At 64.8% G+C, this 25,103-nt stretch carries 20 protein-coding genes and 1 pseudogene; 11 read left to right on the forward strand and 10 right to left on the reverse strand.

The window, feature by feature from the left end:
• Nucleotides 1-174: 174 nt before the first annotated feature.
• Nucleotides 175-357 carry a hypothetical protein gene (locus J0M27_RS08315; protein ID WP_294989776.1) on the reverse strand — a complete coding sequence of 61 codons (183 nt, stop codon included), beginning with the start codon at nt 355-357 and terminating at the stop codon, nt 175-177.
• Nucleotides 358-493: 136 nt separating this feature from the next.
• Here J0M27_RS08315 and J0M27_RS08320 point away from each other — a divergent pair, with 136 nt between their 5' ends.
• Nucleotides 494-2,050, forward strand: coding sequence for a M48 family metalloprotease (locus J0M27_RS08320; protein ID WP_294989779.1), 1,557 nt, complete (start codon nt 494-496; stop codon nt 2,048-2,050).
• Between the two features lie 114 nt (nt 2,051-2,164).
• Here the strand turns inward: J0M27_RS08320 and glp are convergent, their stop codons facing one another.
• The 3 genes from glp to J0M27_RS08335 all read right to left on the reverse strand — a co-directional run bounded on the left by glp (nt 2,165) and on the right by J0M27_RS08335 (nt 5,885).
• Entirely contained in the window at nt 2,165-3,448 is a 1,284-nt protein-coding gene (gene glp / locus J0M27_RS08325; RefSeq protein ID WP_294989781.1) for a gephyrin-like molybdotransferase Glp, read from the reverse strand.
• Nucleotides 3,449-3,478: 30 nt separating this feature from the next.
• Entirely contained in the window at nt 3,479-4,567 is a 1,089-nt protein-coding gene (gene moaA, locus J0M27_RS08330; protein ID WP_294989784.1) for a GTP 3',8-cyclase MoaA, read from the reverse strand.
• A gap of 76 nt (nt 4,568-4,643) precedes the next feature.
• Entirely contained in the window at nt 4,644-5,885 is a 1,242-nt protein-coding gene (locus J0M27_RS08335; RefSeq protein ID WP_294989787.1) for an FAD-dependent oxidoreductase, read from the reverse strand.
• Nucleotides 5,886-6,023: 138 nt separating this feature from the next.
• Here J0M27_RS08335 and J0M27_RS08340 point away from each other — a divergent pair, with 138 nt between their 5' ends.
• Entirely contained in the window at nt 6,024-6,383 is a 360-nt protein-coding gene (locus J0M27_RS08340) for a hypothetical protein (RefSeq protein WP_294989790.1), read from the forward strand.
• Between the two features lie 114 nt (nt 6,384-6,497).
• Here J0M27_RS08340 and J0M27_RS08345 read toward each other — a convergent pair whose 3' ends face one another.
• Nucleotides 6,498-6,821: a heavy metal-binding domain-containing protein gene (locus tag J0M27_RS08345; RefSeq protein WP_294989794.1), complete on the reverse strand. Its 324-nt coding sequence runs from the start codon at nt 6,819-6,821 to the stop codon at nt 6,498-6,500.
• A gap of 201 nt (nt 6,822-7,022) precedes the next feature.
• Here J0M27_RS08345 and J0M27_RS08350 point away from each other — a divergent pair, with 201 nt between their 5' ends.
• Complete coding sequence (locus J0M27_RS08350; RefSeq protein WP_294989797.1) at nt 7,023-7,691, forward strand: DNRLRE domain-containing protein; 669 nt, start codon at nt 7,023-7,025, stop codon at nt 7,689-7,691.
• A 138-nt stretch (nt 7,692-7,829) separates the two neighbouring features.
• On the opposite strand, the gene J0M27_RS08355 is transcribed toward J0M27_RS08350, so the two are convergent.
• Nucleotides 7,830-8,156, reverse strand: coding sequence for an Lrp/AsnC ligand binding domain-containing protein (locus J0M27_RS08355; RefSeq protein WP_294989801.1), 327 nt, complete (start codon nt 8,154-8,156; stop codon nt 7,830-7,832).
• 364 nt (nt 8,157-8,520) lie between these two features.
• On the opposite strand from J0M27_RS08355, the gene J0M27_RS08360 reads away from it, so the two are divergent.
• A complete protein-coding gene (locus J0M27_RS08360; protein WP_294989804.1) occupies nt 8,521-8,709 on the forward strand; it encodes a hypothetical protein in 189 nt (62 codons plus the stop codon).
• A complete protein-coding gene (locus J0M27_RS08365) occupies nt 8,706-10,547 on the forward strand; it encodes an ATP-binding protein (protein ID WP_294989807.1) in 1,842 nt (613 codons plus the stop codon). The genes J0M27_RS08360 and J0M27_RS08365 overlap by 4 nt, the downstream gene beginning before the upstream one ends.
• 56 nt (nt 10,548-10,603) lie before the next feature.
• On the opposite strand, the gene J0M27_RS08370 is transcribed toward J0M27_RS08365, so the two are convergent.
• Nucleotides 10,604-10,828 (reverse strand): hypothetical protein, encoded by a 225-nt coding sequence (locus J0M27_RS08370; RefSeq protein WP_294989810.1) that lies wholly within the window; start codon nt 10,826-10,828, stop codon nt 10,604-10,606.
• Nucleotides 10,825-11,352 (reverse strand): Lrp/AsnC family transcriptional regulator, encoded by a 528-nt coding sequence (locus J0M27_RS08375; RefSeq protein WP_294989812.1) that lies wholly within the window; start codon nt 11,350-11,352, stop codon nt 10,825-10,827. Before J0M27_RS08375 ends, J0M27_RS08370 begins: the two co-directional genes overlap by 4 nt.
• Before the next feature lie 96 nt (nt 11,353-11,448).
• On the opposite strand from J0M27_RS08375, the gene ipdC reads away from it, so the two are divergent.
• The gene (ipdC, locus tag J0M27_RS08380) at nt 11,449-13,095 is read left to right on the forward strand and encodes an indolepyruvate/phenylpyruvate decarboxylase (RefSeq protein ID WP_294989815.1); all 1,647 of its coding nucleotides are present in this window, start codon (nt 11,449-11,451) and stop codon (nt 13,093-13,095) included.
• 14 nt (nt 13,096-13,109) lie between these two features.
• Nucleotides 13,110-13,958, forward strand: a complete 849-nt coding sequence (locus J0M27_RS08385) for a transglycosylase SLT domain-containing protein (RefSeq protein WP_294989818.1) — start codon at nt 13,110-13,112, stop codon at nt 13,956-13,958.
• A 64-nt stretch (nt 13,959-14,022) separates the two neighbouring features.
• Here J0M27_RS08385 and J0M27_RS08390 read toward each other — a convergent pair whose 3' ends face one another.
• Nucleotides 14,023-15,597: a peptide chain release factor 3 gene (locus tag J0M27_RS08390; RefSeq protein ID WP_294989821.1), complete on the reverse strand. Its 1,575-nt coding sequence runs from the start codon at nt 15,595-15,597 to the stop codon at nt 14,023-14,025.
• A 209-nt stretch (nt 15,598-15,806) separates the two neighbouring features.
• Here J0M27_RS08390 and J0M27_RS08395 point away from each other — a divergent pair, with 209 nt between their 5' ends.
• From J0M27_RS08395 to J0M27_RS08405, 3 genes are all read left to right on the forward strand, one after another.
• Entirely contained in the window at nt 15,807-18,821 is a 3,015-nt protein-coding gene (locus J0M27_RS08395) for an EAL domain-containing protein (protein ID WP_294989824.1), read from the forward strand.
• A 212-nt stretch (nt 18,822-19,033) separates the two neighbouring features.
• Complete coding sequence (locus J0M27_RS08400; RefSeq protein ID WP_294989827.1) at nt 19,034-20,641, forward strand: FecR domain-containing protein; 1,608 nt, start codon at nt 19,034-19,036, stop codon at nt 20,639-20,641.
• A 49-nt stretch (nt 20,642-20,690) separates the two neighbouring features.
• A complete protein-coding gene (locus J0M27_RS08405) occupies nt 20,691-23,597 on the forward strand; it encodes a CHASE2 domain-containing protein (RefSeq protein ID WP_294989830.1) in 2,907 nt (968 codons plus the stop codon).
• A gap of 76 nt (nt 23,598-23,673) precedes the next feature.
• Here the strand turns inward: J0M27_RS08405 and J0M27_RS08410 are convergent, their stop codons facing one another.
• Nucleotides 23,674-24,369 carry a DHHA1 domain-containing protein gene (locus J0M27_RS08410; RefSeq protein WP_294989834.1) on the reverse strand — a complete coding sequence of 232 codons (696 nt, stop codon included), beginning with the start codon at nt 24,367-24,369 and terminating at the stop codon, nt 23,674-23,676.
• A 171-nt stretch (nt 24,370-24,540) separates the two neighbouring features.
• On the opposite strand from J0M27_RS08410, the pseudogene J0M27_RS08415 reads away from it, so the two are divergent.
• A pseudogene (locus J0M27_RS08415) lies at nt 24,541-25,103 on the forward strand (hypothetical protein); the annotation flags it as partial.

Genomic DNA, 25,103 nt, shown 5'->3' on the forward strand with positions numbered 1-25,103 from the left:
CGAGGCGGGAATTCGCGACGCATGCGTCGCGCCGCCGCAGCCGACTGGCTGTACAAAGCCAGCGGTGGGCCGCGGAGCGGAAGGGGGCGGGCCGAAATTGCTCGACCATCGCCGGGCAGAACTGCCGAAGGTTCATGATCTGCCGGCGGCCGTCGAAGGCATGGGCGTCGCTAGCTAGCGGCGCGGACTCATGTGGTGCGTCGCCGCGCGGCGGGTGAATTCCTTGCGGATCAGGTTGTCCACCTCGCGTATCCATTCGTGCAGCTTGATCACGGCGGGGGGCGACCAGAGGCCAAGGTCGCCGATCTCGGCATTGAGCCTGTCGATCGCGGCATCCATCTCTTCGACGCTCTTCATGGGGTATCCTTTCGAACGGAAAATCCAGCCGGCCAGGAAAACGTGTCCGGCAAGTGTAGTCCATGACGCCGGAGATTCAAGTCGTTCGCGACACCTGCGCGGATGCCGCCGCCGGCCCTCGATGCCGCCCCGACCCATGACCAACATGCCTTTCATCGCCGCTGCCCGCCGCCATACCCTGCTGACGCTCTGCGTGCTGGCACTGGGCGCCTGCGCCACCAATCCGGTGACCAGGAAATCCGAGTTGAGCTTCGTTTCCGAGGCACAGGAAATCAGCATCGGCACCCAGCAATACCTGCAGAACCAGCAGTCGGCGGGCGGCAAGTACCTGCTCGATCCGGCGCTGGCGGCCTACGCCGGCGAGGTCGGACTGAAACTGGTGAAGGTCAGCGACCGGTCCAAGCTGCCATTCGAGTTCGTCGTCATCAACGATTCGGTGCCGAATGCCTGGGCGCTGCCGGGCGGCAAGCTGGCGATCAATCGCGGCCTGCTGACCGAACTGAGGAGCGAGGCGGAACTGGCGGCGGTGCTGGCGCACGAGATCGTCCATGCCGCGGCGCGGCATGGCGCGCGCTCGGTGGAGCAGGGTACGCTGCTGGCGGCGGGCGCGGCCATCATCGGCGCGCTCACCGCCGACAAGCGCGGCGCCGACCTGATCGAGTTCGCTACCCAGGGCGGCGCGACGCTGCTCAGCCTGCGCTACAGCCGCGACCATGAGCTGGAGGCCGACCATTACGGCATCGACTACATGGTGCGTGCCGGCTACGACCCGAAGGCGGCGGTGGAACTGCAGGAGACTTTTGTCCGGCTGTCGGGCAGCAAGTCGCAGGACTGGCTGGGTGGCCTGTTCGCCACCCACCCGCCGTCGCAGGAACGCGTCGACGCCAATCGCGCCAAGGCCGCCAGTCAACCGGCCAAGCTGTTTCGCGGCGAGGAAATTTATCGGCAGAAGATCGCCGGGCTGCTCAAGTCGAAGCCCGCTTACGCGGCCCATGACGAGGGGCGCAAGCTGCTGGAAAAGCAACCGGCGCAGGCCCTGGCCAAGGCCGACGAGGCGCTCAAACTGGAGCCGCGCGAAGGCCTGTTCCACGCCTTGCGCGGCGATGCGCTGAAGCGCCTGGGCCGCGTCGCCGAGGCGGAAAAGGAATACGACGAGGCGATCAGGCGCAACGGCGACTACTTCGCGCATTACCTCAACCGCGGCCTTGCCCGCCAGCAGCAAGGCAACCGGCCCGGCGCGCAGGCAGACCTGGAACAGGCCAACCGGCTCTTGCCCACCGCCGCCGCGCACTACGTGCTGGGCTACCTGGCGCAGGGGGCGAACAACCCGGGCAAGGCCATCGACCACTACCGGCTCGCCGCCGGTTCCGATTCCGAAGTTGGCCGCCGCGCCGGTTCCGCCCTGGTCCGCCTCGACTTGCCGCGCAATCCGGCGGCTTACGTACTGGTCGAACCGGTGGCGGACAAGGCCGGCAACCTCGCGTTGCGCATCACCAACCGAAGCCCGACGGCATTGCGCAACTTGCGCGTGGCGGCCGTGGCGCCCGGATTCGCGCGCGAATACGCGCCTTCCGGGGTATTGAAGTCCGGCCAGTCGGTTGCCGTGCCGATGAACCTGCGTGCTGCGGAACTCGGCAACGCCGCCAACAGCCTGCGCGGGCAGCTGCGCGGCGCGGAAGTGGCAGAATATTGAGTCGGCTGCAATCTGCTTGAACGTTCGCCCTGAGCTTGTCGAAGGGCTTCGACAAGCTCAGCCCGAACGGTGGTTTCAAGTTTGCTGGTGCTGACCGAATTGCCGCCATGGGCGCTAGACGATCGCGGCCATCGGCTGCACGGTGACCGTGTCGCCGGCGCCGACTTTTCCGCGTTCGTGTTCGAGCACGATGAAGCAGTCGGCATCGGCCATCGAGCGCAGCACGCCAGAGCCCTGGGCGCCCGTCGGGCGCACGCACCATTCGTCGTTTTCGCGGAACAGGATGCCGCGCTGGTACTCGGTGCGTCCCGGGCTTTTCTTCATCGCTTCGGTGCAGCGCGCCTGGAAATGCGGCACGGTCGGCAGCGGGTCGAGGCCGGCCAGCTTGAGGATGGCCGGGCGCACGAACTGGTAGAAGGTGACCATCACCGCCACCGGGTTGCCGGGCAGGCCGAACAGCCAGGCGCCGGGGCGATCCGCGCCATCCGGTTGGATGCGGCCGAAAGCCATCGGCCGGCCGGGCTTCATGGCGATCTTCCAGAATGCCACTTCACCGAGTTGCGCCATCAGTTGCTTGATGAAGTCGGCTTCGCCGACCGAGACGCCGCCACTGGTGATGATGGCATCGGCGCAGGACGCGGCGTCGCGGAAGGCGGCTTCGAGCGCGGCCGGATCGTCCTTGACCACACCCATGTCGATCACCTCGCAGCCCAGGCGCGTGAGCATGCCCCACAAGGTGTAGCGGTTGCTGTCATACACCGAACCCTCGGCCAGCGGCTGGCCGATGCTGCACAATTCGTCGCCGGTGGAGAACAGCGCCACGCGAACGCGGCGGTGCACGCTGAGCTCGGCCACGCCGAGCGAGGCGACGATGCCGACCTCGGCCGGGCGCAGCCTGCGCCCGGCGGGGATCGCCGGCTTGCCGGCCTGCAGGTCTTCGCCGGCGCGGCGCGTGTTCTGGCCGGCCTGCTGGCCTGCCGGGATGGTGACAGCATCGCCCTCGACGCGGGCGACTTCCTGGATCGCCACGGTATCGACGCCCTCCGGCAGCACGGCGCCGGTCATGATCCGCACCGTCTCGCCAGCGCCGACTTTCCCTTCGAAGGCCCTTCCGGCGAACGCGGTGCCGATGTTCTTCAGCCGCGTTTCGCCGCCGGCGGCAAGATCGGCGCTGCGTAGCGCCCAGCCGTCCATCGCCGAGTTGTCGTGGCTGGGTACGTTGATCGGCGAGATCACGTCCGCCGCCAGCACCCGGTCCAGCGCCTGGCGCAGGAAGACACGCTCGACGCCGGTGACCGGCAGCAGCAGGCCGAGGATCAGTTCGCGCGCGCGATCGGCGTGCAGCGAGTTCGGGTCGTAGTTATCGGCGCAGGACAGGGCTTGGAGGATCGAGGTCATGGTCGCGAATCGCAGGACGGTCGCGGCGGCTTAGCCGCCGATGTAGGACATTTCGATTTTTTTCGCCGCCGGCAGGGCGGTGGCGGCGGTGCGGACCTCGGAATAGCGGTCGTCGCGGCCGCGCCAGATGGCGGCGATCTCGCGCCGGAGGGCTTCGTCGCCGCCGCCCTTGCGCAACAGCGCGCGCAGGTCGTGGCCGCTCTGGGCAAACAGGCAGGTGTAGAGCTGGCCTTCGGTCGACAGGCGGATGCGGGTGCAGGTGGCACAGAACGCCTGGGTCACCGAGGAGATGACGCCGATCTCGCCGCCGCCGTCGGCATAACGCCAGCGCTCGGCGACTTCGCCGGGGTAGTTGGGGTCAATCGCGTCGAGCGGGAATTCCTCGTTGATGCGGGCGACGACGCCGGCCGAGGGTAGCACCTCGTCCATGCACCAGCCGTTGGAGCTGCCGACATCCATGTATTCGATGAAACGCAGGATGTGGCCGCTGTGGCGAAAATGCCGCGCCAGCGGCAGTATCTGGTCGTCGTTGCTGCCACGCTTGACCACACAATTCACCTTGATCGGCGCCAGGCCCGCGGCGGATGCGGCGGCGATGCCGTCGAGCACGTCGCCCACCGCGTAATCGACGTCGTTCATGCGCTTGAACGTGGCGTCGTCGATGCCGTCGAGGCTGACGGTAACGCGGTGCAGGCCGGCATTCTTCAGCGCCTGCGCCTTCTTCGCCAGCAGCGAGCCATTGGTGGTCAGGGTGATCTCGACCGGGAGTTTCGCCAGCCGCTCGATCAGGTTTTCGATGTATTTGCGCAACAGCGGTTCTCCGCCGGTGAGGCGGATCTTTTCGACGCCGAGGTCGACGAAGATGCGCGCGACGCGCTCGATCTCCTCGAAGGAAAGCAGTTGCTTGCGCGACAGGTAGGCGTAGTCGTCGCCGAAGACCTCTTTCGGCATGCAATACACGCAGCGGAAGTTGCAGCGGTCGGTAACCGAAATGCGCAGGTCGCGCACGCGCCGGCGGCGCAGGTCGACCAGGTCGCCATCGGGCGCTGCGGCGAGGTCGCGTCCCGGCGGCAGCGTGGCCCGGGTGGCGCGGATGATGGGAATGATTCGATCGGTCATGGCAGCACGGACTATAAGCCGGCCTGCGTTGCCGGACAACACCCGCGCCAGGCGGGTCTTTGCTTCCGCAGCGAAATCAGGCGAGCAGGGCGGCGAGGTCGCAGGCCGGGTCGGCCGCCTGCTGCGGCGTCGGCGAGATGCCCTTGTCCATCAGCTTGCGGCCGGTGAGGTGGTCGGGCGACTGGTTGATCGAGTCGATCGCGATCAACTCCCCGGCCCGGTAGTAGTAGCAGGAGAACTTGTGCGTCGCCGGGTCGCCGCGCGTTACCACCTGGTCGAAGCCTGCGTTGAGGCCGGCCATCTGCAGCTTGATGTCGTACTGGTCGGACCAGAACCAGGGCGTGGCGGTGAAGGGACGTTCGCGGCCAAGCAGCGCCACGGCAGCCGACTTGGCCTGCTCCAGCGCGTTCTGCACCGATTCGAGGCGGCGCAGGCGGCCGTCGGGCAGGCGTCGCGCGGTGCAATCGCCGGCAGCGACGATGGCCGGGTCGGAGGTCCGGCTGCAGGCATCGACCACGATGCCGTTGGCGACTTCCAGGCCGGAAGCCTGCGCCAACTCGGCGTTCGGGATCACGCCGATGCCTACCAGCAGCAGGTCGGCGGCGAACTCGCGGCCGTCGCCGGTCCTTAGGGCCGCGATGCGACCATCCTTGCCGACGAGTTCCTCGACCATGGCGTCCAGCACCAGGTCGACGCCGTGGCGGGTATGCAGGTCCAAATAGAAGGACGAGATGGCCGGCGGCACCACGCGCGCCATCAGGCGCTCGGCGGCCTCCAGCACGGTGACCTGCTTGTCATTTTTGCGCGCGACGGCGGCGACTTCGAGGCCGATGAAGCCGCCGCCGATGATGACGACGTTGTGCGCGGTCTCCAGCGCCGCCTTGATCGCTTTCGAGTCGTCCAGCGAACGGAGGCCGAAGATACCGGCCAGGCCGGCGCCGGGCAGCGGCAGGGGACGCAGGCGGGCGCCGGTGCACAGCGCCAGCCCCTCATAGGGCAGCCAGGAGCCATCGGCGAGTTCAACCCGCTTCGCGGCGCGATCGATCGCCGTGGCGCCGGCGCCGACTCTTAGATCGATCTCTTTTTTGACCAACACCTCAGCCGGGCGCATGTTGAGCTGCGCCTCTGGCGTGTCGCCGAGCAAGAAGCCCTTGGACAGCGGCGGCCGCTGGTAGGGCGCGTGCGGCTCGGCGCCGAGCAGCGTGATCGACCCGGCGTAGCCCTCCACGCGCAGCGTCTCGGCCACCGTCAATCCGGCGAGGCCGGCGCCGACAATCAACATCCCGCGCGAGGCAGGCGAGCCATCCACAACTGACATGGGTTCTTCTCCAAAAGGCGATCCGGGACTAGCTGCGATGCTACCGCGACCGCGGACTTGGCGAACTGCCTATGCTGGTATTCTCCGCGGATGTCTGAACCGCTTGCTGCCGGCGGTCACTTCCGACCGGAGTTGAACATGAGCCATCAAAAGTCCCGTGAAGTCGTGTTGCCGATCAGGATGACGCCGGAACTGCAGGCGGCGCTCGACGGCATGTGCGAGACCTGGCGCCGCGATCCCGCGGCGGTCCCGCGCGGACTGAACTGTTCGCAGTCCAAGGAAGGCGCGTTCGTGCTGACCGCGGCCGAATCGGTCTTCGTCACGCTGCCCGGCGCCTGCGTGGTGAAAGGACTCGGCGCGATCGAACTGGTCGGCACCGAGCCGCTGTTCGAACCCGGTGCCGGCTCGAAAACCCTGGTGCTGCGCGACACGGAGGAGGGCTGGCGCTTTTCCGTCAAGTTCGTACCGCCCATCGTGCGCGAACGCAATACGAAGTAAGCCGGAAATCGCCGTGTCGCCGGCGACCGAAGGAAGTCCCCGTGGGGCGCCGATTTTCAATGGCTGCCGGAAATCATTTTGCCCCGGCGCCCCTTGGCTGATTGTTGGCTGAGGCTATCCCTGAACAACGACAGCCGTGCCGCTGGCCGAGACCATGAGCATTCCGTTCTTCTCGCCAAGCACTTCGTAGTCGAGATCAATGCCTACCACGGCATTCGCCCCTAGTTCCCTGGCTTGTTCCGCCAATTCGTCCAAGGCAATCTGCCGGGCCTTGCGAAGCTCATTCTCATACGTGCCCGACCGGCCACCGACAATGTCACGGACGCTGGCAAACAAGTCTTTGACAATGTTGGCACCAAGAACAGCCTCGCCAGCCACGACGCCACAGTACTTGGCGATCTTCTTACCTTCGAATGAGGGTGTGGTGGTCATTTCCATTCCTTGAAGTCTCCGTCGATTACATTTGAGATTGAGGGCAAGGCGACAAGGATACGCCTGCCATGCTGTGAATGCGGACGATGCAGCCAGGCTTCCCGGCGTGTTGTGTCTTATTCTTTGATTAGTCCGTTCGGCCTATTGAGCTATTTTTCCGGGGGGACTAAGTTCGGACTGGCTAATTTGGTCAATGGAGGTTCCACTATGAATTTCAATACTACTGCCGTCGGCGTCCTGGTTTGCGGCCTTCTTGCGAGCAACGCCTTCGCCCAAACGCTGCCCGTTGTCCAGACCGGCAATATCTCCGTCGATAACGGTACCGACACTCAATTCCTGACGGTCAATTGGTGGCCCAATGGGCAAAAAAACATCGGCTTGCTCCAGTTCGATTTGAGCGCCTATGCTTCGTTCTCCGGCACCGCGACCTTGAACCTTTTTCATCAGTGGAATGACGGTAATGCCTTGGGGCAAAACGCAGTTTTCAATCTGTACCAGAACACCTCCGCTTGGGATTCCTCGATCGATGACTGGACCGAGAGGCCGAGCTACGAGCCGACGCCGGCCGCCACACTGACGATCAGCGATTCAAATACCTACCTTTGGCGGTCGGTCGATGTGACTGCTGCGGTCAGTTCCTGGACCAGTGGTGCCATGACCAACTACGGCTTTACGCTCGAGCGGGTCGATCAGGGCAACCCATTCATTTACTTCGTTGCAGATGCCGAGCATCCAGATACCGGGGAGAGCCTCCGTCCTACGCTCACTCTCGTCACCGCGCCCATCCCGGAACCCGAAACCTACGCGCTGATGCTGGCCGGCTTGGGATTGCTCGGCCTCGCTCAACGTCGAAGGAAGCAGAAAGCAGTTGCCTGATACACGATAGCGATGCAAACAAGGACGGGGGCTGCGGCTCCCGTTTTGCATTCCTGGATGTCTGTTTTGGAGAAATCCAATGGCCTGTTCAGGCGTCGCCCGCCAGCTAGGCCGGATCGTCGCGCATCAGCAGCCACATCAGCGGATCTGCTGCCGCGAGCGGGCGGGCTGGGTCAGGTAGTCGAGCGGCAGCACGTGGGTCTGCTTGACCTTCTGCAGGGCGATGTTGGTGGTGTTGCGGGCGACACCGGGCAGGTGCAGCACGCGTTTCATCATCAGTTCGGAAAACGCCGGCAAGTCCTGGGCGACGACGCGCAGCAAGTAGTCGGCGTCGCCGCTGACCGAGAAACAGTCCATGACTTCCGGCAGCCCGGCGACGGCGGCCTCGAAGGCGTCGGAATGGGTCTTGCCGTGGCGTTCGAGTATGACGTGGGCGAAGGCGGTAACGCCGAGACCTCGGCGCACGCCCGCCTCGGACTCGCGCGTATCCGGGGCGGATAGCGCCCGGCGGCGATGCGATACGGGTGACACTCGGGACCATGCCGACAAAGCTGGGTGAAAGCGGGAGAGCTTTGTCGGTGATTTGGCAGCAAAGGCAGCAGTTTTGACTTGACCGATCCTCTCGGGCGAGGAATACTGGGCTTCACCTATTGGAGGTACTTGGGGAAACGCTGTATAACCCGAAACGCGCTCGAAGGCCGGTATCCGTTGTCTTGATTCCGGTGAATTCCGGCTTCCGCCGGAATGACGATAGGGCGCTTGATCAGTGATTTCCTGGATTTCTTGTATTGTGACCATCGACAACGCCGGGCATTGACGGTACCGGGCCGTGGAGGCATTCGAATTCGACGCCTGGCTGCAGCACATTTCGGCGAGCGCCGTCATGGCCGATGGCATGCTGCGCAACACCGGTCACGGGCGTTCCGCCTGTTTATCCGATTGCATGACAAGGCCCATCGATATCCGCGCCTTTCTGACCGTCATTGATTTGATTCCGAAGCCATCCGCCGCCTCATGAGCCTTCCGACCCTGAAACAGGACTTCTCCGATGGGCTGCCCCAATCGGATCGCCTGGAGCAGATTGCGACCATAGCCGCTCTCGTACTGGCGGCCAGGGCGATCGCGGAATTCTGGCTGTACACCTCGCCCGTTCTACCCACCCTGCTGGTCACTTCGCTGAGTGCAATGCTGGCGGTAATCGTCCTGAAGCGCAGGGGGAATACACACGCCGGTAGCATCCTGCTGGTTATCACGCTGACCATGATGATTTCGTTCATGGCCTGGGTTGGCGAAGGTAACCGCGATACGGTGCTCCTGCTTTACCCGGTCACGGTGATGGTGGCCGGACTGCTGGTTTCGCGCCGGGTTGTCGTGATGTTGTTGATCGGAATACTGTTGGCGATCACCCTGATGGCCTATTGCGATATATCGGGCTGGCACACATTTGATCAGCGGCCGAATGTCACGGCGACATACGTCACCAGACTTGTCGATCTCGCCGCGGTTCTGATAGGTGGCAGCGTGGTCACGATACTTTTTATCGGGGATATGCAGGCGGCCCTGGCGCGATCCCGCGCCGAGATGAGGCGGGCTAGGCGAGCCGAGCAGGAACTGGAACGGCATCTTGGCCAGCGTGAAAGCCTGATTGAAGAAAGAACCAAGGCGCTGTTTCTTGCCAAGGAAGCCGCCGAGGCCGCCAACATCGCCAAGAGCGCCTTCCTCGCCAACATGAGCCACGAACTCAGGACGCCGATGAACGGCGTGCTGGGCATGATCGAACTCTCCAAGCGGCGCATGGCCGATCCGCAGGGAATCAGTCAGCTCGACCAAGCCAAGACATCGGCCGACCACCTGCTCGGCGTCATCAACGACATCCTCGATCTCTCCAAGATCGAGGCCGAGCGCATGGTGCTCGAAGCCGTGCCCCTGTCCCTGGGCCAGAGCGCGGAGCAAATCGTCGGCACCCTCGGCCAAAAAGCCACCGAGAAAGGGCTGAAGCTGACCATCGATTTACCCGCTGAACTCGTTCGTGCCCCCCTCTCGGGCGACCCCCTACGGCTGGGGCAGATCCTCTTCAACCTGGTCGGCAACGCCATCAAGTTCACCGAGCAGGGAGAAGTCGCGCTGCGCATCCGTCCGGTTGGCGAAACGCCCGAGGCCGTGCAAGTGCGTTTCGATGTGAGCGACAGCGGCATCGGCATCGAGCCGGAAGCGCAGGCGCGGCTGTTCCGTTCATTCGAGCAGGCCGACAACAGCATGACCCGCAAGTATGGCGGCACCGGTCTCGGGCTGGCCATCTGCAAGCGGCTGGTCCGGCTCATGAGTGGGGAGATCGGCGTCGAGAGCACTCCCGGCCGGGGCAGCACCTTCTGGTTCGTCGTTCCGCTCAAGAAACGGGAACCGGGTGCCGTCCCGCCAGCGCCGACTCTTGCGGGCCTCATGGCCGAGCAGCGCCTGCAGGCCGAATATGCCGGCACACGCATCCTGCTTGCCGAGGACGAGCCGGTCAGCCAGGCGGTTTCGCGGGCCCTGCTCGAAAACGCTGGCTTCGTGGTCGACCTGGCCGAGGATGGCCGACAGGCGCTCGAATTGGCCAAACAAAACACCTACGCCCTGATCCTGATGGATATGCAGATGCCGGTATTGAACGGCGTCGATGCCGCGAAGGCCATTCGTGACATGGGAGCCGGCTCACTGAACCGGACCACACCCATCATCGCCATGACCGCCAACGCCTTCGACGAAGACAGGCAGGCCTGCCTCGACGCCGGCATGAACGACCATGTCTCCAAACCGGTGGCCCCGAAGGTGCTGTATGAGACCCTGCTGGCATGGCTGGAGATGCGTGGCGACTGAGCGGCGCCCTGCCGGATAAACGACCGGATTCCCGTACATATGCGTCCGTCGCCGCTTCAGCTGTCGCGCGCGGGCCTTGCCGGATCGTCGCGCATCAGCAGCCACATCAGGTACACGCCGAGCAGGGCGTTGCCGATGGCAAAGGCCGCGACCATCAGCGCCGCGACGGGCGCCAGATCAAATCTGCGGGCAATCCAGGCCAGTACGGTCGACAGCAGGTTGAGCACGATCATCAGCCAGAAGGCCGGATTGCGCGGCTGCCAGAGCCGGGTGAGTTTCATGTGCCGCCGCCCGAGTAGCGGATGTTCTGCCGCGAGCGGGCAGGCTGGGTCAGGTGGTCGAGCGGCAGCACATGGGTCTGCTTGACCCTTTGCAGGGCGATGTTGGTCGTGATCCGGGCGACACCGGGCAGGCGCAGCACGCGTTTCATCATCAGTTCGGAAAACGCCGGCAAGTCTTGGGCGACGACGCGCAGCAAGTAGTCGGCGTCGCCGCTGACCGAGAAACAGTCCATGACTTCCGGCAGCCCGGCGACGGCGGCCTCGAAGGCGTCGGAATGGGTCTTGCCGTGGCGTTCGAGTATGACGTGGGCGAAGGCCGTAACGCCGAGTCCGATCGCCGCCGCGTCGAGCAGGGCGGCATGGCCGGCGATGATGCCGGCGTCGGTCAGGCGCTGCAGGCGGCGGCTTATCTGCGAGGCCGACAGATGCACGGTGGCGCCCAGCACGGCGTTGGTGGCATTGCCGTGGTGCTGCACGGCCGCGAGCAGGGCGAGGTCGTAGCGGTCGATGGTGATTGTCGGCATGATTTCGATAGAGGGCGCACAGAACGTGCATGTTACAGCCGAATGACCGGTTAACATGAACGCATTGTGGGTAAGATCTGCAGGAAAATGTACTTCATGCTTTCTGCCGGTCACCCCACCATGAATCTCGTCGAATCCCTGCTTCACGCCCTCAAGGACCATGGCGCCCGCCAGATCTTCGGCATCCCCGGCGATTTCGCCTTGCCCTATTTCCGGATCATCGAGCAATCGAAAATCCTGCCCCTTTACACGCTGTCGCACGAACCAGGAGTGGGCTTTGCCGCCGACGCCTCTGCGCGCGCCCACCTCGGACTCGGCGTCGCGGCCGTAACCTATGGCGCCGGTGCGCTGAACATGGTTAATTCCGTTGCCGCCGCCTACGCGGAAAAGTCGCCACTGGTGGTCCTGTCCGGCGGGCCGGGCAAGGGCGAGGCGCGCTCTGGCCTGCTGCTGCACCACCAGGCCAAGACGCTGGATTCGCAGTTCCAGATGTTCCGCGAGATCACCTGCGACCAGGTCAAACTGGATGACGTGGCGCGCGCCCCAGCCGACATCGCGCGGGTGTTGGCGAACTGCCTGCGCAATTCCGAGCCGGTGTACATCGAGATCCCGCGCGACATGGTTAGCCTGCCCTGCGCGCCGGTGTTGTGTGAGCCTGCGCGGCCGATCGATCACGACGCACTCGGCGCCTGTGTCGAAGAAATCCTGGCACGCCTGGCACAGGCGAAATCGCCGGTGCTGATGGCCGGGGTCGAGGTGCGGCGCTACGACCTCGAGGCAAAGGTAGCGTTGCTGGCGCGCCGCCTCGGCTTGCCGGTGGTCACCAGTTTCATGGGCCGCGGATTGCTCGCCGAGCACGATGCGCCGCTGTTGGGCACCTACATGGGTGTCGCCGGCCTGCCGGAAGTGACGCAACGGGTGGAAGGCTCCGACGGCCTGTTCCTGCTCGGCGAGATCGTCTGCGACACCAATTTCGCCGTTTCGGAAACCAAGATCGACTTGCGCAAGACCATACAGGCGCTGGATGGCCGCGTCACGCTTGGCTACCACGTCTATCCCGACCTGCCGCTGGCGGCGCTGGTCGATGCCCTGCTGGAGCGCGTCGGTCCGGGCGAGAAGGCCTTCGCGGTCAAGCCTGCGGCCTATCCCCGTGGCATGGTGGCCGACAACGCAAGCATTACACCGACCGACATCGCGACGGCGGTGAATGACCTGATGGCCGCGCACGGAAAGATGCCGATCGCCTCCGACATGGGGGATTGCCTGTTCACCGCGATGGAAATCGAGCACACCGCGCTGGTGGCGCCGGGCTACTACGCCACCATGGGCTACGGCGTTCCGGCCGGGCTCGGGCTGCAGGCGGCGACCGGGCAGCGGCCGCTGATCCTGGTCGGCGACGGCGCCTTCCAGATGACCGGCTGGGAACTCGGCAATTGCCGGCGCTATGGCTGGGACCCGATCGTGCTGCTGTTCAACAACGCCAGTTGGGAAATGCTGCGCACCTTCCAGCCCGAGTCCTCGTTCAACGATCTGGGCCACTGGGGTTATGCCGAAATGGCGGCCGGCATGGGCGGCGACGGCGTCCGCGTGAACACCCGCGCCGAACTCAAGGCGGCACTCGACACTGCCATGGCGACGCGCGGCCGCTTCCAGTTGATCGAAGTGACGATCCCGCGCGGTGTGCTGTCCGCCACCTTGCAGCGCTTCGTCGCCGGGGTGAAGCGCTTGAGCGCGGCGAAATAAGTTAGCCTAGGCGGGTGAAATTCGTCGCCCGCAAGCTCTACTACCTGTTGTTCGCCTGTCTCGTTGGCGTGGCCGCCGCCGCGGCAAGTGCCCAGACACCGGAACTCGAAGCGCCGCGCGCGCTCGCGGCGCTGGAACAGGGCCTCGCCGCCGAGATGGGAGTCGGCATCCGGCGCAATGCGCCGCTGGCGATCCGGCTCTACTGCGATGCCGCGATCACCGGCAGCGCCGAGGGTTTCTTCCGCATCGGGCGCATCCTGGCCCGCGGTCCGGCCCACCTGCGCAATCCGGCGCTGGCTAACGCCTACCTCGCGCAGGCCGTGCAGTTGGGCCACCATGGCGCGATCGATTACTTCGATGAATCCGTTCCGTTCGCGCCCCTCGACGGCGATTGCAGCAAACTGGAAGTCGCCCCAATCACCGAGCCTTTCGACCTCGACGGCTATCTGGCCGGCCTTTCGCCGACGCGGCGCCGGGTCGCCGACCTGATTCGCCGCCACGCCGCACGCAGCGGCGTCGACGTGAGAATCGCGCTGGCGGTGGCGATGGCGGAATCGAACCTGGATACGCTGGCGGTATCGCCGAAAAACGCCCAGGGCGTCATGCAACTCATTCCGGGAACGCAGGAGCGCTTCGGCGTTGTTGATGCCTTCGATCCCGAATCGAACATCCGTGGTGGGCTGGCCTATTTGCGCTGGCTCAAGTCGCGTTTCGACGGCGACTGGCCGTTGGTCGTGGCCGCTTACAACGCCGGCGAAGGGAGCGTGGATCGTTATCAGGGCATCCCGCCATTCCGCGAGACGCAGGCCTATGTGCGGCGCGTGCTGTTTTTCGCGGGGCAGGCCTCGCGGCCAGGGATCTGACGGGGGCGACTTCTGTCGATGCGGCGCCGGGTGCCGACCCCGACTCGCGCCATTGAAATACTGCTCAATGAATCTCGCGGGTTTCGAGGAAAACTACTTCCGGGTGGCGCTCCTGCGTCATCGACAGGTTGACCCTGTTGGGCGCCAGATAGACGTAGTCGCCGGCGCCGTCGAGCGCGACATTGACGCCTGACTTGTCGGCCAGCGCCCGGATCGCGGCATCGTCGCCGCGCAGCCAGCGCGCTGTGGCGACGTTGTAGGGTTCGAAGATGCAGTCGACGCCGTATTCGAATTCGAGACGGTGCGCGACCACGTCGAACTGCAGCGTGCCGACCGCGCCGAGGATCAGGTCGTTGCTGTGGATGGGCTTGAACAATTGCGTCGCGCCTTCCTCGGCGAGCTGCTGCAGGCCTTTCTGCAGTTGTTTCATCTTCAGCGGATTGCGAATCTGCGCGCGGCGGAAGTGCTCGGGCGCGAAGCAGGGGATACCAGTGAATTTCAGGTCCTCGCCTTCGCTGAAGGCGTCACCGAGCAGCACCGTGCCGTGGTTGGGGATGCCGAGGATGTCACCGGGCCAGGCTTCGTCCGTGGTGTTGCGGTCCTGGGCCATGAAGGTGATGGCGTTGTTCACCGCCAGGGTTTTGCCGGTCGAGCGCTGCCTGAGCTTGATGCCGCGCTCGAACTTGCCGGAGCAGACGCGGACGAAGGCGATGCGGTCGCGGTGCTTGGGGTCCATGTTTGCCTGGATCTTGAAGACGAAGCCGGAGAACCTCGGCTCTCCGGGCTGCACCGTGCGGGTTTCCGTGGCCCGCGGCTGCGGTGGCGGCGAGAGGTCGACTACCGCGTCGAGCAAGGATTGCACACCGAAGTTGTTGATCGCCGAGCCGAAGAACACCGGCGTCTGCTTGCCGGCCAGGTAGGCGGCGCGGTCGAAGGTGTGCGAGGCACCGCGCACCAGTTCGACCTCCATGCGCAGTTCCTCGGCCTGGTCGGGGATCAGCTCGTCGAGGCGTGGGTTGTCGAGGCCCTTGATCACCTCGGCGGTGCCCTTGTCGGCCTGCGGGTCGAAGAAGCTGATGCTGTCGTCGTAGAGGTGGTACACGCCACGGAAGCGCTTGCCCATGCTGATCGGCCAGGTCATCGGCGCGCACTGGATTTCCAGCACGGACTCGATTTCGTCGAGCAGTTCGATCGGCGGCCGGCCCTCGCGGTCGAGCTTGTTGATGAAGGTCAGGATCGGCGTGTCGCGCAGGCGGCAGACGTTGAGCAGCTTGATGGTCTGCGCCTCGACGCCGTTGACCGAGTCGATCACCATGACCGCCGAGTCGACGGCGGTCAGCGTGCGGTAGGTATCTTCGGAGAAGTCCTCGTGGCCGGGCGTGTCGAGCAGGTTGACCATGCACTCGCGGTAGGGGAACTGCATCACCGAACTGGTGACCGAGATGCCGCGTTGCTTTTCGAGTTCCATCCAGTCCGAGGTGGCATGGCGACTGGCCTTGCGCGCGCGGACTTCGCCGGCGACCTGGATCGCGCCGCCGAACCAGAGCAGCTTTTCGGTCAGCGTGGTCTTGCCCGCATCCGGGTGGGAAATGATGGCGAAGGTGCGGCGGCGGGCGGTTTCGAGGTCGAGCTGGGACACGGCGGCGGGAAATTCGTTGCGAAGGGGCGCGATTATACGGTGCCACGCGCGATGCGTCGCCGTGGCGGGTGAAAGGCGCGGGCTCGCGGTGCCGGGACGGCGGCGAGGTCCATGTCATTGGCGTGACCGTGTAAAATCATCGGCGCGCAAACCAGCGCAGGACGCCAATGACCTCCAGAGACTTTTCCATCCCAGACGCCGCCGGATCAATGCGATCCCGCGCCGATCTCTGGCCGGCATGGCTTGCACTGATCTGCGCCCTGGCATTGACGCTGCTGGCATGGAGCCATACCCGGGATGACGTCGAGCGCCAACAGCGGCGTGATTTCGATGCCGAGGTCCAGCGGGTCCATTCCGAGTTTGAAAACCATGTGCTCGGCCAGGCGCGTACCCTCCAGGTAGCGGCAGCCCTGTTCGCGACCGGACGCAACGTCACACGCGAGGAATGGCGCAATTTCGTTGGGGGGCTCGGGCTGGAAAAAGACTTCCCCGCGATCCGGGATCTGGGTTTTGCGCGGGCCGTCGGCGGACGCAAGGCGGAGCAGCAGGGCGAGGACAGGGTGCTGTATGTCCTGGCAGCACCGGATGGCGGTTTCAACCGCGAACTGCTCGGTCGCGACCTGCGGCTGGACGCGCGGTGGAACGATTCCCTGCGACGCGCGCGCGATACCCGCGCGCCGTCGATTTCCGGCAGGATTGCACTGACTGCCGATGCCGGTGGCGCGCCGGATGCGGCTTTTGCCATGATGCTCCCGGTAGTGCCGACCTCTGGCGCCGAGCTGCAGGGTTATGTCCTTGGCACGCTGCACGTGCCGACCCTGATGGCAGACTTCCTCAAGCGAGTTCCGCGCTCGGTTGCGCTGACCATTCGCGATGGAGATGGTTCCGGCCCGGAGCACATCCTTTACGCCGATCCCGCGATGGGGCGTCTGGCGCCGACGTTCGTGCACCAGGAAACGATGCAGATCGGAGGTCGTCAATGGGCCGTGAGCTATGCCAGCCAACCGGCGCCGACGACCTTCATGAGCCGCTCGACGCAAGTGCTGGCCGGTGGACTGCTGACCAGCATGTTGCTGTTCACCATTGCCTGGTCGTTCGCCACCAACAGGGATCGGGCCCGGCGCCTGGCCGGAGAAATGACGCGATCACTGCGCGAGAGCGAAGCGCGGTTCCGCGTCCTGGTCGAGCAGGCGCCGGATGCTATCGTCGTGTATGACGTCGACCGCGATCGTCTGGTGGACGCCAACGCCCAGGCGGAAAGGCTCTTCGGCTGCGAGCGTGGGGAACTGCTGGAGGGGCCGATGGAGCGTTTTTATCCCCCCGGGCTGTTCGAGGGAAAGTCGGCCGTCGAACTCGTCCGCGAGATGGTGGAACGGGCGCTCGGCGGAGGCCAGATCGTCTTCGATCGGACCATCCGCAGCCTGCAGGGCAAGCTGGTGCGTTGCGAAATGCGCGTGGTCAGGTTGCCTGCCGTCGACCGGAAGCTGATTCGCGCGAGCTTCATCGACATATCCGAACGCAAGCGCGCCGAGGCGGACCTGCGCGTCGCCGCGATCACCTTCGAATCGCAGGACGGCGTGATGATCACCGACGCCGACATGAACATCCTGCGTGTTAACCGCGCCTTCTGCGAGGTAACCGGCTATCGCCCGGAGGAAGTGGTCGGCAGATCGCCGAGGCTGCTCAAGTCGCGCCATCACGATCGCGGCTTCTATGAAGCCATGTGGAGCAGCATTCGCGACACCGGAACCTGGTGCGGCGAGATATGGAATCGGCGCAAGAACGGCGACATCTATCCGGGGTGGCTCGGAGTGACCGCCGTCAAGGGGCGACGCGGCAGCGTCACGCATTATGTCGGCACCTTTTCCGACATCACGCAGCGCAAGGCGGCGGAGGACGAGATCCGGCAACTGGCCTTCTATGACGCGCTGACCGGGCTGCCCAACCGGCGCCTGATGCTGGAACGCCTCAAGCAGGCGCTGGCCACCAGCGCGCGCCATGGCCGGCACGGCGCCCTGATGCTGTTCGACCTTGATGACTTCAAGACCCTGAATGACAGCCTGGGCCACGATGTCGGCGACCAGTTCCTGGTCGAGGTCGCCGCGCGCCTGGCCTCCAGCATCCGCGAAGTCGATACCGTCGCGCGCCTCGGCGGCGACGAGTTCGTGATCATCCTCGAAGACCTCGATGCCGAGGCGCTTGCGGCGATGCAGGCGGAAAGCGTGGCGGTCAAGATCCAGGCGGCGCTCAACGAACCCTACCTGCTCGACCTCAGCCTGGCCGGCGGCGCACTCGACAGCCGCAGCTACCAATGCACCTCGAGCATCGGCATCACGCTGTTCCGCGACCAGTCCCAATCCGTTGATGAGTTGATGAAGCGCGCCGATACGGCGATGTACCAGGCCAAGGCGGCCGGTCGCAACGCGCTGCGCTTCTTTGATCCGGAAATGCAGGCGGCGGTGTCGGCCCGCGCCGAGCTGGATGCCGACTTGCGGCGGGCGGTGGCCGAAGGCCAGTTCGTGCTGCATTACCAGCGTCAGGTCGATGTGACGGGGCGTGTCACCGGCGCCGAGGCGCTGCTGCGCTGGATGCATCCTGGACGCGGCATGGTCCATCCCGCCGATTTCATTCGCCAGGCCGAGGAAAGCCGACTGATAGTGCCCCTGGGCCGCTGGGTGCTGGAGGCCGCCTGTCGTCAACTGGTGGTTTGGGCGGAAGGCGATGACTGTGCGCATCTCAGCCTGGCCGTCAACGTCAGCGGCCGCCAGTTCCACCAGCCGGATTTCGTCGAGCAGGTGCTCGATGTGCTGCGGGACACCGGTGCCAATCCGCGGCGGCTCAAACTGGAGGTGACAGAAAGCGTGCTGTTGCAGGAAATCGAGGAAGTGGTGGCGAAGATGACGGTGCTGAAGGCCGAGGGCCTGAGTTTCGCGCTGGACGACTTCGGTACCGGCTATTCCTCGCTGCTCTACCTGAAGCGACTGCCGCTGGACCAGTTGAAGATCGACCGCTCGTTCGTTCGCGATGTGCTGCGCGACAGCAATGACGCCGTGATCGCCAGCACCATCATTGCGCTGGGGCAGAGCCTCGGCCTCGCTGTCATCGCCGAGGGCGTGGAAACCGAGGCGCAACGGCAGTTCCTCGCCAGCAAGGGCTGTCACGCCTACCAGGGCAACCTGTTCGGCCGGCCGGACGTGGTGGCAAACCTTTTCACCGGCATGTAAGCGGACGAGATCATCGTCCCCCGCCGCGCGGGGAGCTTCGGATCCTGCGGTTCGGCCGGCTTCGATGCCGCCTGATCGGATGGCCTTGCGAACCCCGGCGTTTGAAAGTGAATGCAATAGAATGGGCTGTATTGCAGGCTGCTGATCCGGATACGACGGGACGAATTGAAATGGTGACGAAATTCGGCAGGTTTGGCGAACTTGGAGCCGGCTTGGCCACGTGTACTGCGCTGGTTTTGTCGGCCGCTTCGCCTGCGTGGGCTGAAGCCAGGGACTGGATCTATGCCGTTCGGCCAGGCGATACGCTGATCGGCCTGACCCAAGCGCTGCTCAAGCCGCCGGCCACCTGGCAGAAATTGCAGCAGATAAATGCCGTGCCGGATCCGATGCACCTTGTTCCCGGCAAGCCGCTGCGGATCCCCGTTGCCTGGCTCCGTCGCGAGGCCGCGGTGGCCGAAATCGTCCATGTGCACGGTGCCGTCCATGTACGGCGCGAGGGTTCCGAGGCGGCGGCTGCAAGGTCCGGCTTGAGCGTGCGTGCGGGCGATCTGATCACCACCGGTCCTCAATCCACGCTGACACTGCGCTTTATCGATGGCTCGCGCCTGCTCGTATCGCCCGAGAGCGCCATGACCATCGAAAGCCTCATGGTGGTGGGCAAGGCCCGCATGGCGGAGACGCAGATACGGATCGACGGTGGCGGCGTCGAGTCTCGCGTGTCGCCACAGAAGGGCGTCGGGTCGAAATACGAGATCATGACGCCGACTCTCAACCTGGGAGTGCGCGGTACCGATTTCCAGGTGCGGTTCGATCCGCGCGACAAGGTTTCCCGCGCAGAAGTGCACGCGGGACGGGTCGCTGCACAGGGAGCCAGGGCTTCGGTGCGACTCGATGCCGGTTTCGGCACTCTGGCGGCGGCGGATGGCGACCCGCAGCCGCCGCGCCGCTTGGCGGGGGCACCGGAGTTGCGCGGTATTGCCGGCAAGCTGGAACACGTGCCATTGCGCTTCTCGTGGGAACCCGTAGCCGATGCGAAAGCGTACCGGGCCCAGGTGTATGCGGATCGCACATTCGATCGACTGCTGCTCGATGGCACCTTTGTTCAGCCTGCGGCGCGCTGGAGCGACCTGCCGGACGGACGCTACGTGCTGCGAGTGCGGTCCGTAGACACGCTCGGCCTTGAGGGCGCCGCGACCACGGTGGATTTCGTCCTCAAGGCGCGGCCGGAGGCGCCTTTCACGATCCAACCGGGCGAGGGGGCAAAAGTCCATGGCGATGGTGCAACGTTCAAGTGGGCGGCTTCCAGCGCCGCCCGGAGTTATCGTTTGCAGGTTTCCGAGAGGCCGGATTTCAAGGAATTGCGGCTCGATCAAAAGGATCTCACCGGCACCGAGTTCACTCTCGCGCTGTCGCCCGGGGGCTACCACTGGCGGATCGCCACCGTCGCCCACGGAAATGATCAGGGACCGTTCAGCGACGCGCTGAGCTTCGTCCAACGCAGGATTCCGGAAAGTCCGGCTCTTGAGGCACCCCGGGTCGATGACAAGGAAATCGCCTTCCGCTGGAAAGCCCGCGATCCGGGCCAGCGTTTCGAGTACCAGTTCGCTTCCGACGCGGAGTTCAGGAATCTGCTGGTGGAGCGGCAGACGGCTGAACCGATGGCCGTCCTGCCGACGCCCGAGCCCGGCGTCTACCATCTGCGCGTCAAGGCCATCGATGCCGACGGATTTGCCGGACCGTTCGGTGCCGCGCAGAGCATCGAGATCGAAGGTTCGCTGTGGCGATTCGCGCCCTTGCTGTTGCTCTTGTTCGCGCTTTGACAGCACGTCTTCGCGTGATCGGCCGTCCGGCACCTTTGCCAGGTCTCGCATGAAGGCGCAGGGGACAAAGGACGGCGACACCCCCCCCAGCGAGCGTCCGGTCCGACCTGAAAGTCCTCAGGCTTGGGTTGTTTCGGTGATCGGCTCGGTCCCGTCGTGGATTTGGCTGCCGGGATTGGCTTGGGCGATCTCGGCACTGTTTGCGCTCAGTCCGATTTATGGTCGGATGACGGATGCGATGGACGATCTGCACCAGAGATTGTTCGCGCGCAGCCAGTCGTTCGATGCGGCGCTGGTGATCGACATCGACGATGCGTCCTTGCCGAAGCTCCAGCCTCTCATCGGCTCGTGGCCGTTCAAGCGCGACATTTATGCCGCGGTCACGGAATATTTGAGGGAAGCGGGCGCCGCGGCGGTCGTCTTCGACATCGTTTTCGCCGATCCGCGCGAGGGCGACGAGGAACTCCGCGCAAGCGTCGAGCGCGGCTCCGTCGCGCTGGCCGGAAGCGGCCGGATCGGTAGTTCCGTCATCAGCCCGGAGGCGATGGCAAGGCTGGGCGACATGGCCTGGCCTGGCGACCCGGCATTGCCTTCGACCTCATGGGCAGGGCTCACGTTGCCGACTGACCGGCTGCTGGTTTCGGGAGTTCAACTCGGGCTGATTTCGGTGGCGACTGACCCGGATGGTGTGCTGCGTAGGATACCGTTGCTACATCAGGTCGCGGGATACCGGTTGCCGTCCCTGCCCCTGGCGGCGCATTTTGCCCGGCGCGGAACTCTTTCCCCGCAAGTCGAAGCCATGCACGGCCGCCTGCGCATCGGGCAGTTCGACATACCGGTGGACGAATCGGGGCGCGCCGTACTGCTTTTTCCGAGCAATGCGCGTGCGGTGCCGATACTGGGCTTCGATCAGGTGGTCGCGGCGGCCCTCGGGCTTGGTGAGGGCGAGGGTCTGCGACAGATGATCGCGGGGCGTACGGTGTTCATCGGAAGCACTGCCTTCTTTTCCGACCGCGCCTTCACGCCACTGGGCCAGATGAGCGGTTCGACGGTGATCGCCGTAGCGTTCGAGGCGCTCGCCAGTGGGCGGTTGCTGAAGCCGAGGGTCTGGCTCTGGGACGCGCTGCTGCTGGCGCTCGCGCTGCTGCCGGCCTTTGTCGGTGGCTGGCGGCGCAAGTCTCGGCCGGGCGATCACGGCATGTCGAGCCTGATCGCGCTGATCCTGGTGATTGCCTTGGATATCGGCTTGTTCGTGCTGGGCAAGCAGCAGGTCTGCCTGCTTGTGCCGCTGGTCGCTTTGCTGGCCGGGGTGACGATCATTGCCGCTCGCCAGCAGCGTGCGGTAATGATCGAGAATCGCAGGCTGGAATACCAGCGAGCGGTTGCCGAAGAGGCCAACCGGGCCAAGAGCGAATTTCTCGCCAACATGAGCCATGAAATACGCACGCCCATGAATGCCGTGCTGGGAATGGCACAGTTGCTGGCGGAAACCCGCCTCGACGAACGCCAAAGGCAGTATGTCGACGTGTTCAATAGTGCCGGCCACAGCCTGCTTGGCCTGATCAACGACCTGCTCGACATGTCGAAGATCGATGCCGGAAAATTCGAACTGTCGCCCGTCAAGTTCTCGCTGCAAGACATGCTTGCCGAACAAATGCGCTTGCTCGAGGGGCGAATCGGCGAAAAGGCGCTGGCGCTCAAGCTCGAGGTGCAGCCCGAGGTCCCTGTCGGAGTCGAGGGTGATCGCAAGCGCCTGGCGCAGGTTCTGTTGAATCTGGTGGGCAATGCGATCAAGTTCACCGTGAAGGGCGGTGTGGACGTCCGTGTCGAGCGCCTGCGTGGCGAAGAACACCTGTTGCATTTCACCGTCGCGGACACCGGCATTGGCATTCCGGCCGACAAGATCGAGTCCATCTTTGAGCCTTTCGCCCAGGCTGACAGCGGCATCGCGCGCGAATTTGGCGGCACCGGGCTGGGCTTGACCATCAGCAAGCGCCTGGTCGAGATGATGGGTGGCCGCATCTGGGCTGAAAGCGAACCCGGTCACGGCACGACGGTCCATTTTACGGTCGCGCTGCCGGCCGTGCCGATGGCAGAGCTTGTCCGGTCAAGCCCGGCGGATGAGGCTCCGGTGGCGCGCGCGCCGATGGACATCCTGCTCGCGGAGGACAATCCGCACAACGTGCTGGTGGTCGAGTCCTTCCTCAAGGAAACGCTCGACCGCCTAGAAGTCGTCGACAACGGGCAGGACGCCGTGGAGCGTTTCGCCACAGGACGCTTTGACCTGGTCCTGATGGATGTCCAGATGCCGCGCAAGGACGGCTACACCGCGACGCGCGAGATAAGGCGGCTGGAAGGCGTCGAGGGGCGCGCGCGGACGCCGATTGTTGCGCTCACCGCCAACGCGCTCGAAGGCGACATGCAGCTCAGCATCGAGGCCGGCTGTGACGGCTATTTGAGCAAACCCGTGGGCAAGGGCGAACTGCTCCACTTGGTCGCGAAGTATGCCCGCCAACAAGGCTCGACCGGGACGCCAGTCGCGGCCGGTCCCGTGGCTGTGACGCCTTCGGCGACGCCGGATGTGCTCGACAAGCTTGGTCTTTCGGGCCTGTTTGACCTGGACGAGGCCCTGCGTCGCTCCGCAGGCAATGTCGAACTTCTGCTCAAACTGCTCGGCATGGCCGCGCCGCGCTTTCAGGAATGGCCGACTAGCTATCCCGAAGCTCTGGCACGCGGCGACGAAGCGCTTGCGTTGCGCTTGACGCACGACCTCAAGAGTACTTCCGCTTTGCTGGGTGCGAAGGAGCTGGCGGCGGCTGCACTGGAACTGGAAACGGCGCTGCGGCAAAAGCGGGCGAGCGAGGCCGAAACGCTGGCAGCCATGGTCGGCGAAAACGTGCAGGCGGTCAGTTCGGCTCTTGCCGACGCTCTCGGGTCAGGTGCTCGCGTCCCATGACCTGCCCCAATCACGGCTCCTATCGCAACCATCAATAGCGTGGCGGGCCGTTTGCGGGAGTCTGATCCTGGCCGGATCAGTCGGCTTCGATATGCTCCAGCAGCAATTGCACTGTCTGGCGCCCGTTCCATTCGTTGATGTCAACGCGGAAGGCGGCATGGATGCGGTCGGGGGCGGCAGCCTCGGTGAAATTGAACTGGATCGCATCGAAGCTCCGCTCGCCCTTGCGGAGTTTGAGCTTGAGGTGCTTCTCCTTGAGGATGCGCTGGCTCAGCACCTCGAAACGGTCGGCGAACAGCGGCGCCGGAAACGCCTGGCCCCAGACCTCCTGCTGCATCATGCGAACGGCATCGAGCGAAAAATAGCCGGATTCCAGCGGGCCGTCGGTTTCCAGGGTGCGGGTCAGTTGCGCCGGCGAAACGAGTTCGCGGCAGACTTGCTCGAGGGCCGCGTCGAACTCGGCGAGGCGTTCTTCGCGCAGCGTCAGTCCGGCGGCGGCGGCATGGCCGCCGAAGCGCAGCAGCAAGTCGGGATGGCGCTTGGCGACCAGGTCGAGGGCGTCGCGCAGGTGCAGGCCGGGAATCGAGCGGCCGGATGCCTTGAGTTCCCCCGGGTTGCCGCGCGCGAAGGCGAAGGTGGGGCGGTGCAGTTTTTCCTTGATGCGTCCGGCGAGGATGCCGATCACGCCCTGGTGCCAGCCCGGGTCGAACAGCGTCAGGCTGGCGGCCGTCACTGGCAGCGAGCGATGACAACCGAGGGTGATATCCTGCACAACGGATGTCGCTGCTTTTGGCGTAGGATCGCTTCCCGCGAGTAGCTATCATGACGCCGTTACAACTTATTGCCGGTGCCAGCGCCCTCCTACGCCACACCAAATACCTGCTGCCCTTGCCGGCACCGACGAGCCTCCCCCACCCAACCCACCGCCGCCAGAAGACACCTCATGAAAGACCGACTTTCCGGTCAGCTTGACCTGACCAGCCTCTTCGACCCCGCCACGGGCCCTCTCCTCGTCGCGTCGCTGGCCCTGCGGGCTGATGATGTCGCCCGCGACGGTGATGCCCTGTGCGCCGTGATTGGCTCGCCCGCGCTCATTGACGACCTCTCGGCCAGCGAGGCGCAGGCCGTGCGGCCGGCCGCCAGAATCCTCAAGGCCTGGCGGACGAGCGGCGTGGAGGTCTGCGCGCGCCTCACCGGAGCCTACGCTCTGGTGATCATCGACGCCCGCCAAGCCAACGCATTTCTGGCGGTCGACCGTTTTGCCATCGAGACGCTGTGCTATCGCACCGATGGCAAGACGCTCTCTTTCTCCGATCGTGCCGACTGCGTTCACGGGCGCGGCGACGAACTGGACCCGCAGGCGATCTTCGATTATCTCTACTTCCACATGATCCCGGCACCCCGCACGATCTTCCGCCAGGTGCGTCGCCTGCCGGCGGCACATGGCCTGCTGATCAATCGGCAAGGGGTGCACGAGACACGCCACTGGCCACTGCGCTTCGACGA

The organism is Sulfuritalea sp. (assembly GCF_017302275.1).
Taxonomy (GTDB): domain Bacteria; phylum Pseudomonadota; class Gammaproteobacteria; order Burkholderiales; family Rhodocyclaceae; genus Sulfuritalea.

Excerpts from the sequence above, each read along its gene's own strand:
- J0M27_RS08365 (WP_294989807.1), top strand. The coding sequence starts at position 8,706 with ATGAGCCTTCCGACCCTGAAACAGGACTTCTCCGATGGGCTGCCCCAA.
- J0M27_RS08395 (WP_294989824.1), top strand. The coding sequence starts at position 15,807 with ATGCGATCCCGCGCCGATCTCTGGCCGGCATGGCTTGCACTGATCTGC.
- J0M27_RS08340 (WP_294989790.1), top strand. The coding sequence starts at position 6,024 with ATGAGCCATCAAAAGTCCCGTGAAGTCGTGTTGCCGATCAGGATGACG.
- moaA (WP_294989784.1), bottom strand. The coding sequence starts at position 4,567 with ATGACCGATCGAATCATTCCCATCATCCGCGCCACCCGGGCCACGCTG.
- J0M27_RS08320 (WP_294989779.1), top strand. The coding sequence starts at position 494 with ATGACCAACATGCCTTTCATCGCCGCTGCCCGCCGCCATACCCTGCTG.
- J0M27_RS08375 (WP_294989812.1), bottom strand. The coding sequence starts at position 11,352 with ATGCCGACAATCACCATCGACCGCTACGACCTCGCCCTGCTCGCGGCC.
- J0M27_RS08335 (WP_294989787.1), bottom strand. The coding sequence starts at position 5,885 with ATGTCAGTTGTGGATGGCTCGCCTGCCTCGCGCGGGATGTTGATTGTC.
- glp (WP_294989781.1), bottom strand. The coding sequence starts at position 3,448 with ATGACCTCGATCCTCCAAGCCCTGTCCTGCGCCGATAACTACGACCCG.
- J0M27_RS08345 (WP_294989794.1), bottom strand. The coding sequence starts at position 6,821 with ATGGAAATGACCACCACACCCTCATTCGAAGGTAAGAAGATCGCCAAG.
- J0M27_RS08315 (WP_294989776.1), bottom strand. The coding sequence starts at position 357 with ATGAAGAGCGTCGAAGAGATGGATGCCGCGATCGACAGGCTCAATGCC.
- J0M27_RS08370 (WP_294989810.1), bottom strand. The coding sequence starts at position 10,828 with ATGAAACTCACCCGGCTCTGGCAGCCGCGCAATCCGGCCTTCTGGCTG.
- ipdC (WP_294989815.1), top strand. The coding sequence starts at position 11,449 with ATGCTTTCTGCCGGTCACCCCACCATGAATCTCGTCGAATCCCTGCTT.
- J0M27_RS08405 (WP_294989830.1), top strand. The coding sequence starts at position 20,691 with ATGAAGGCGCAGGGGACAAAGGACGGCGACACCCCCCCCAGCGAGCGT.
- J0M27_RS08350 (WP_294989797.1), top strand. The coding sequence starts at position 7,023 with ATGAATTTCAATACTACTGCCGTCGGCGTCCTGGTTTGCGGCCTTCTT.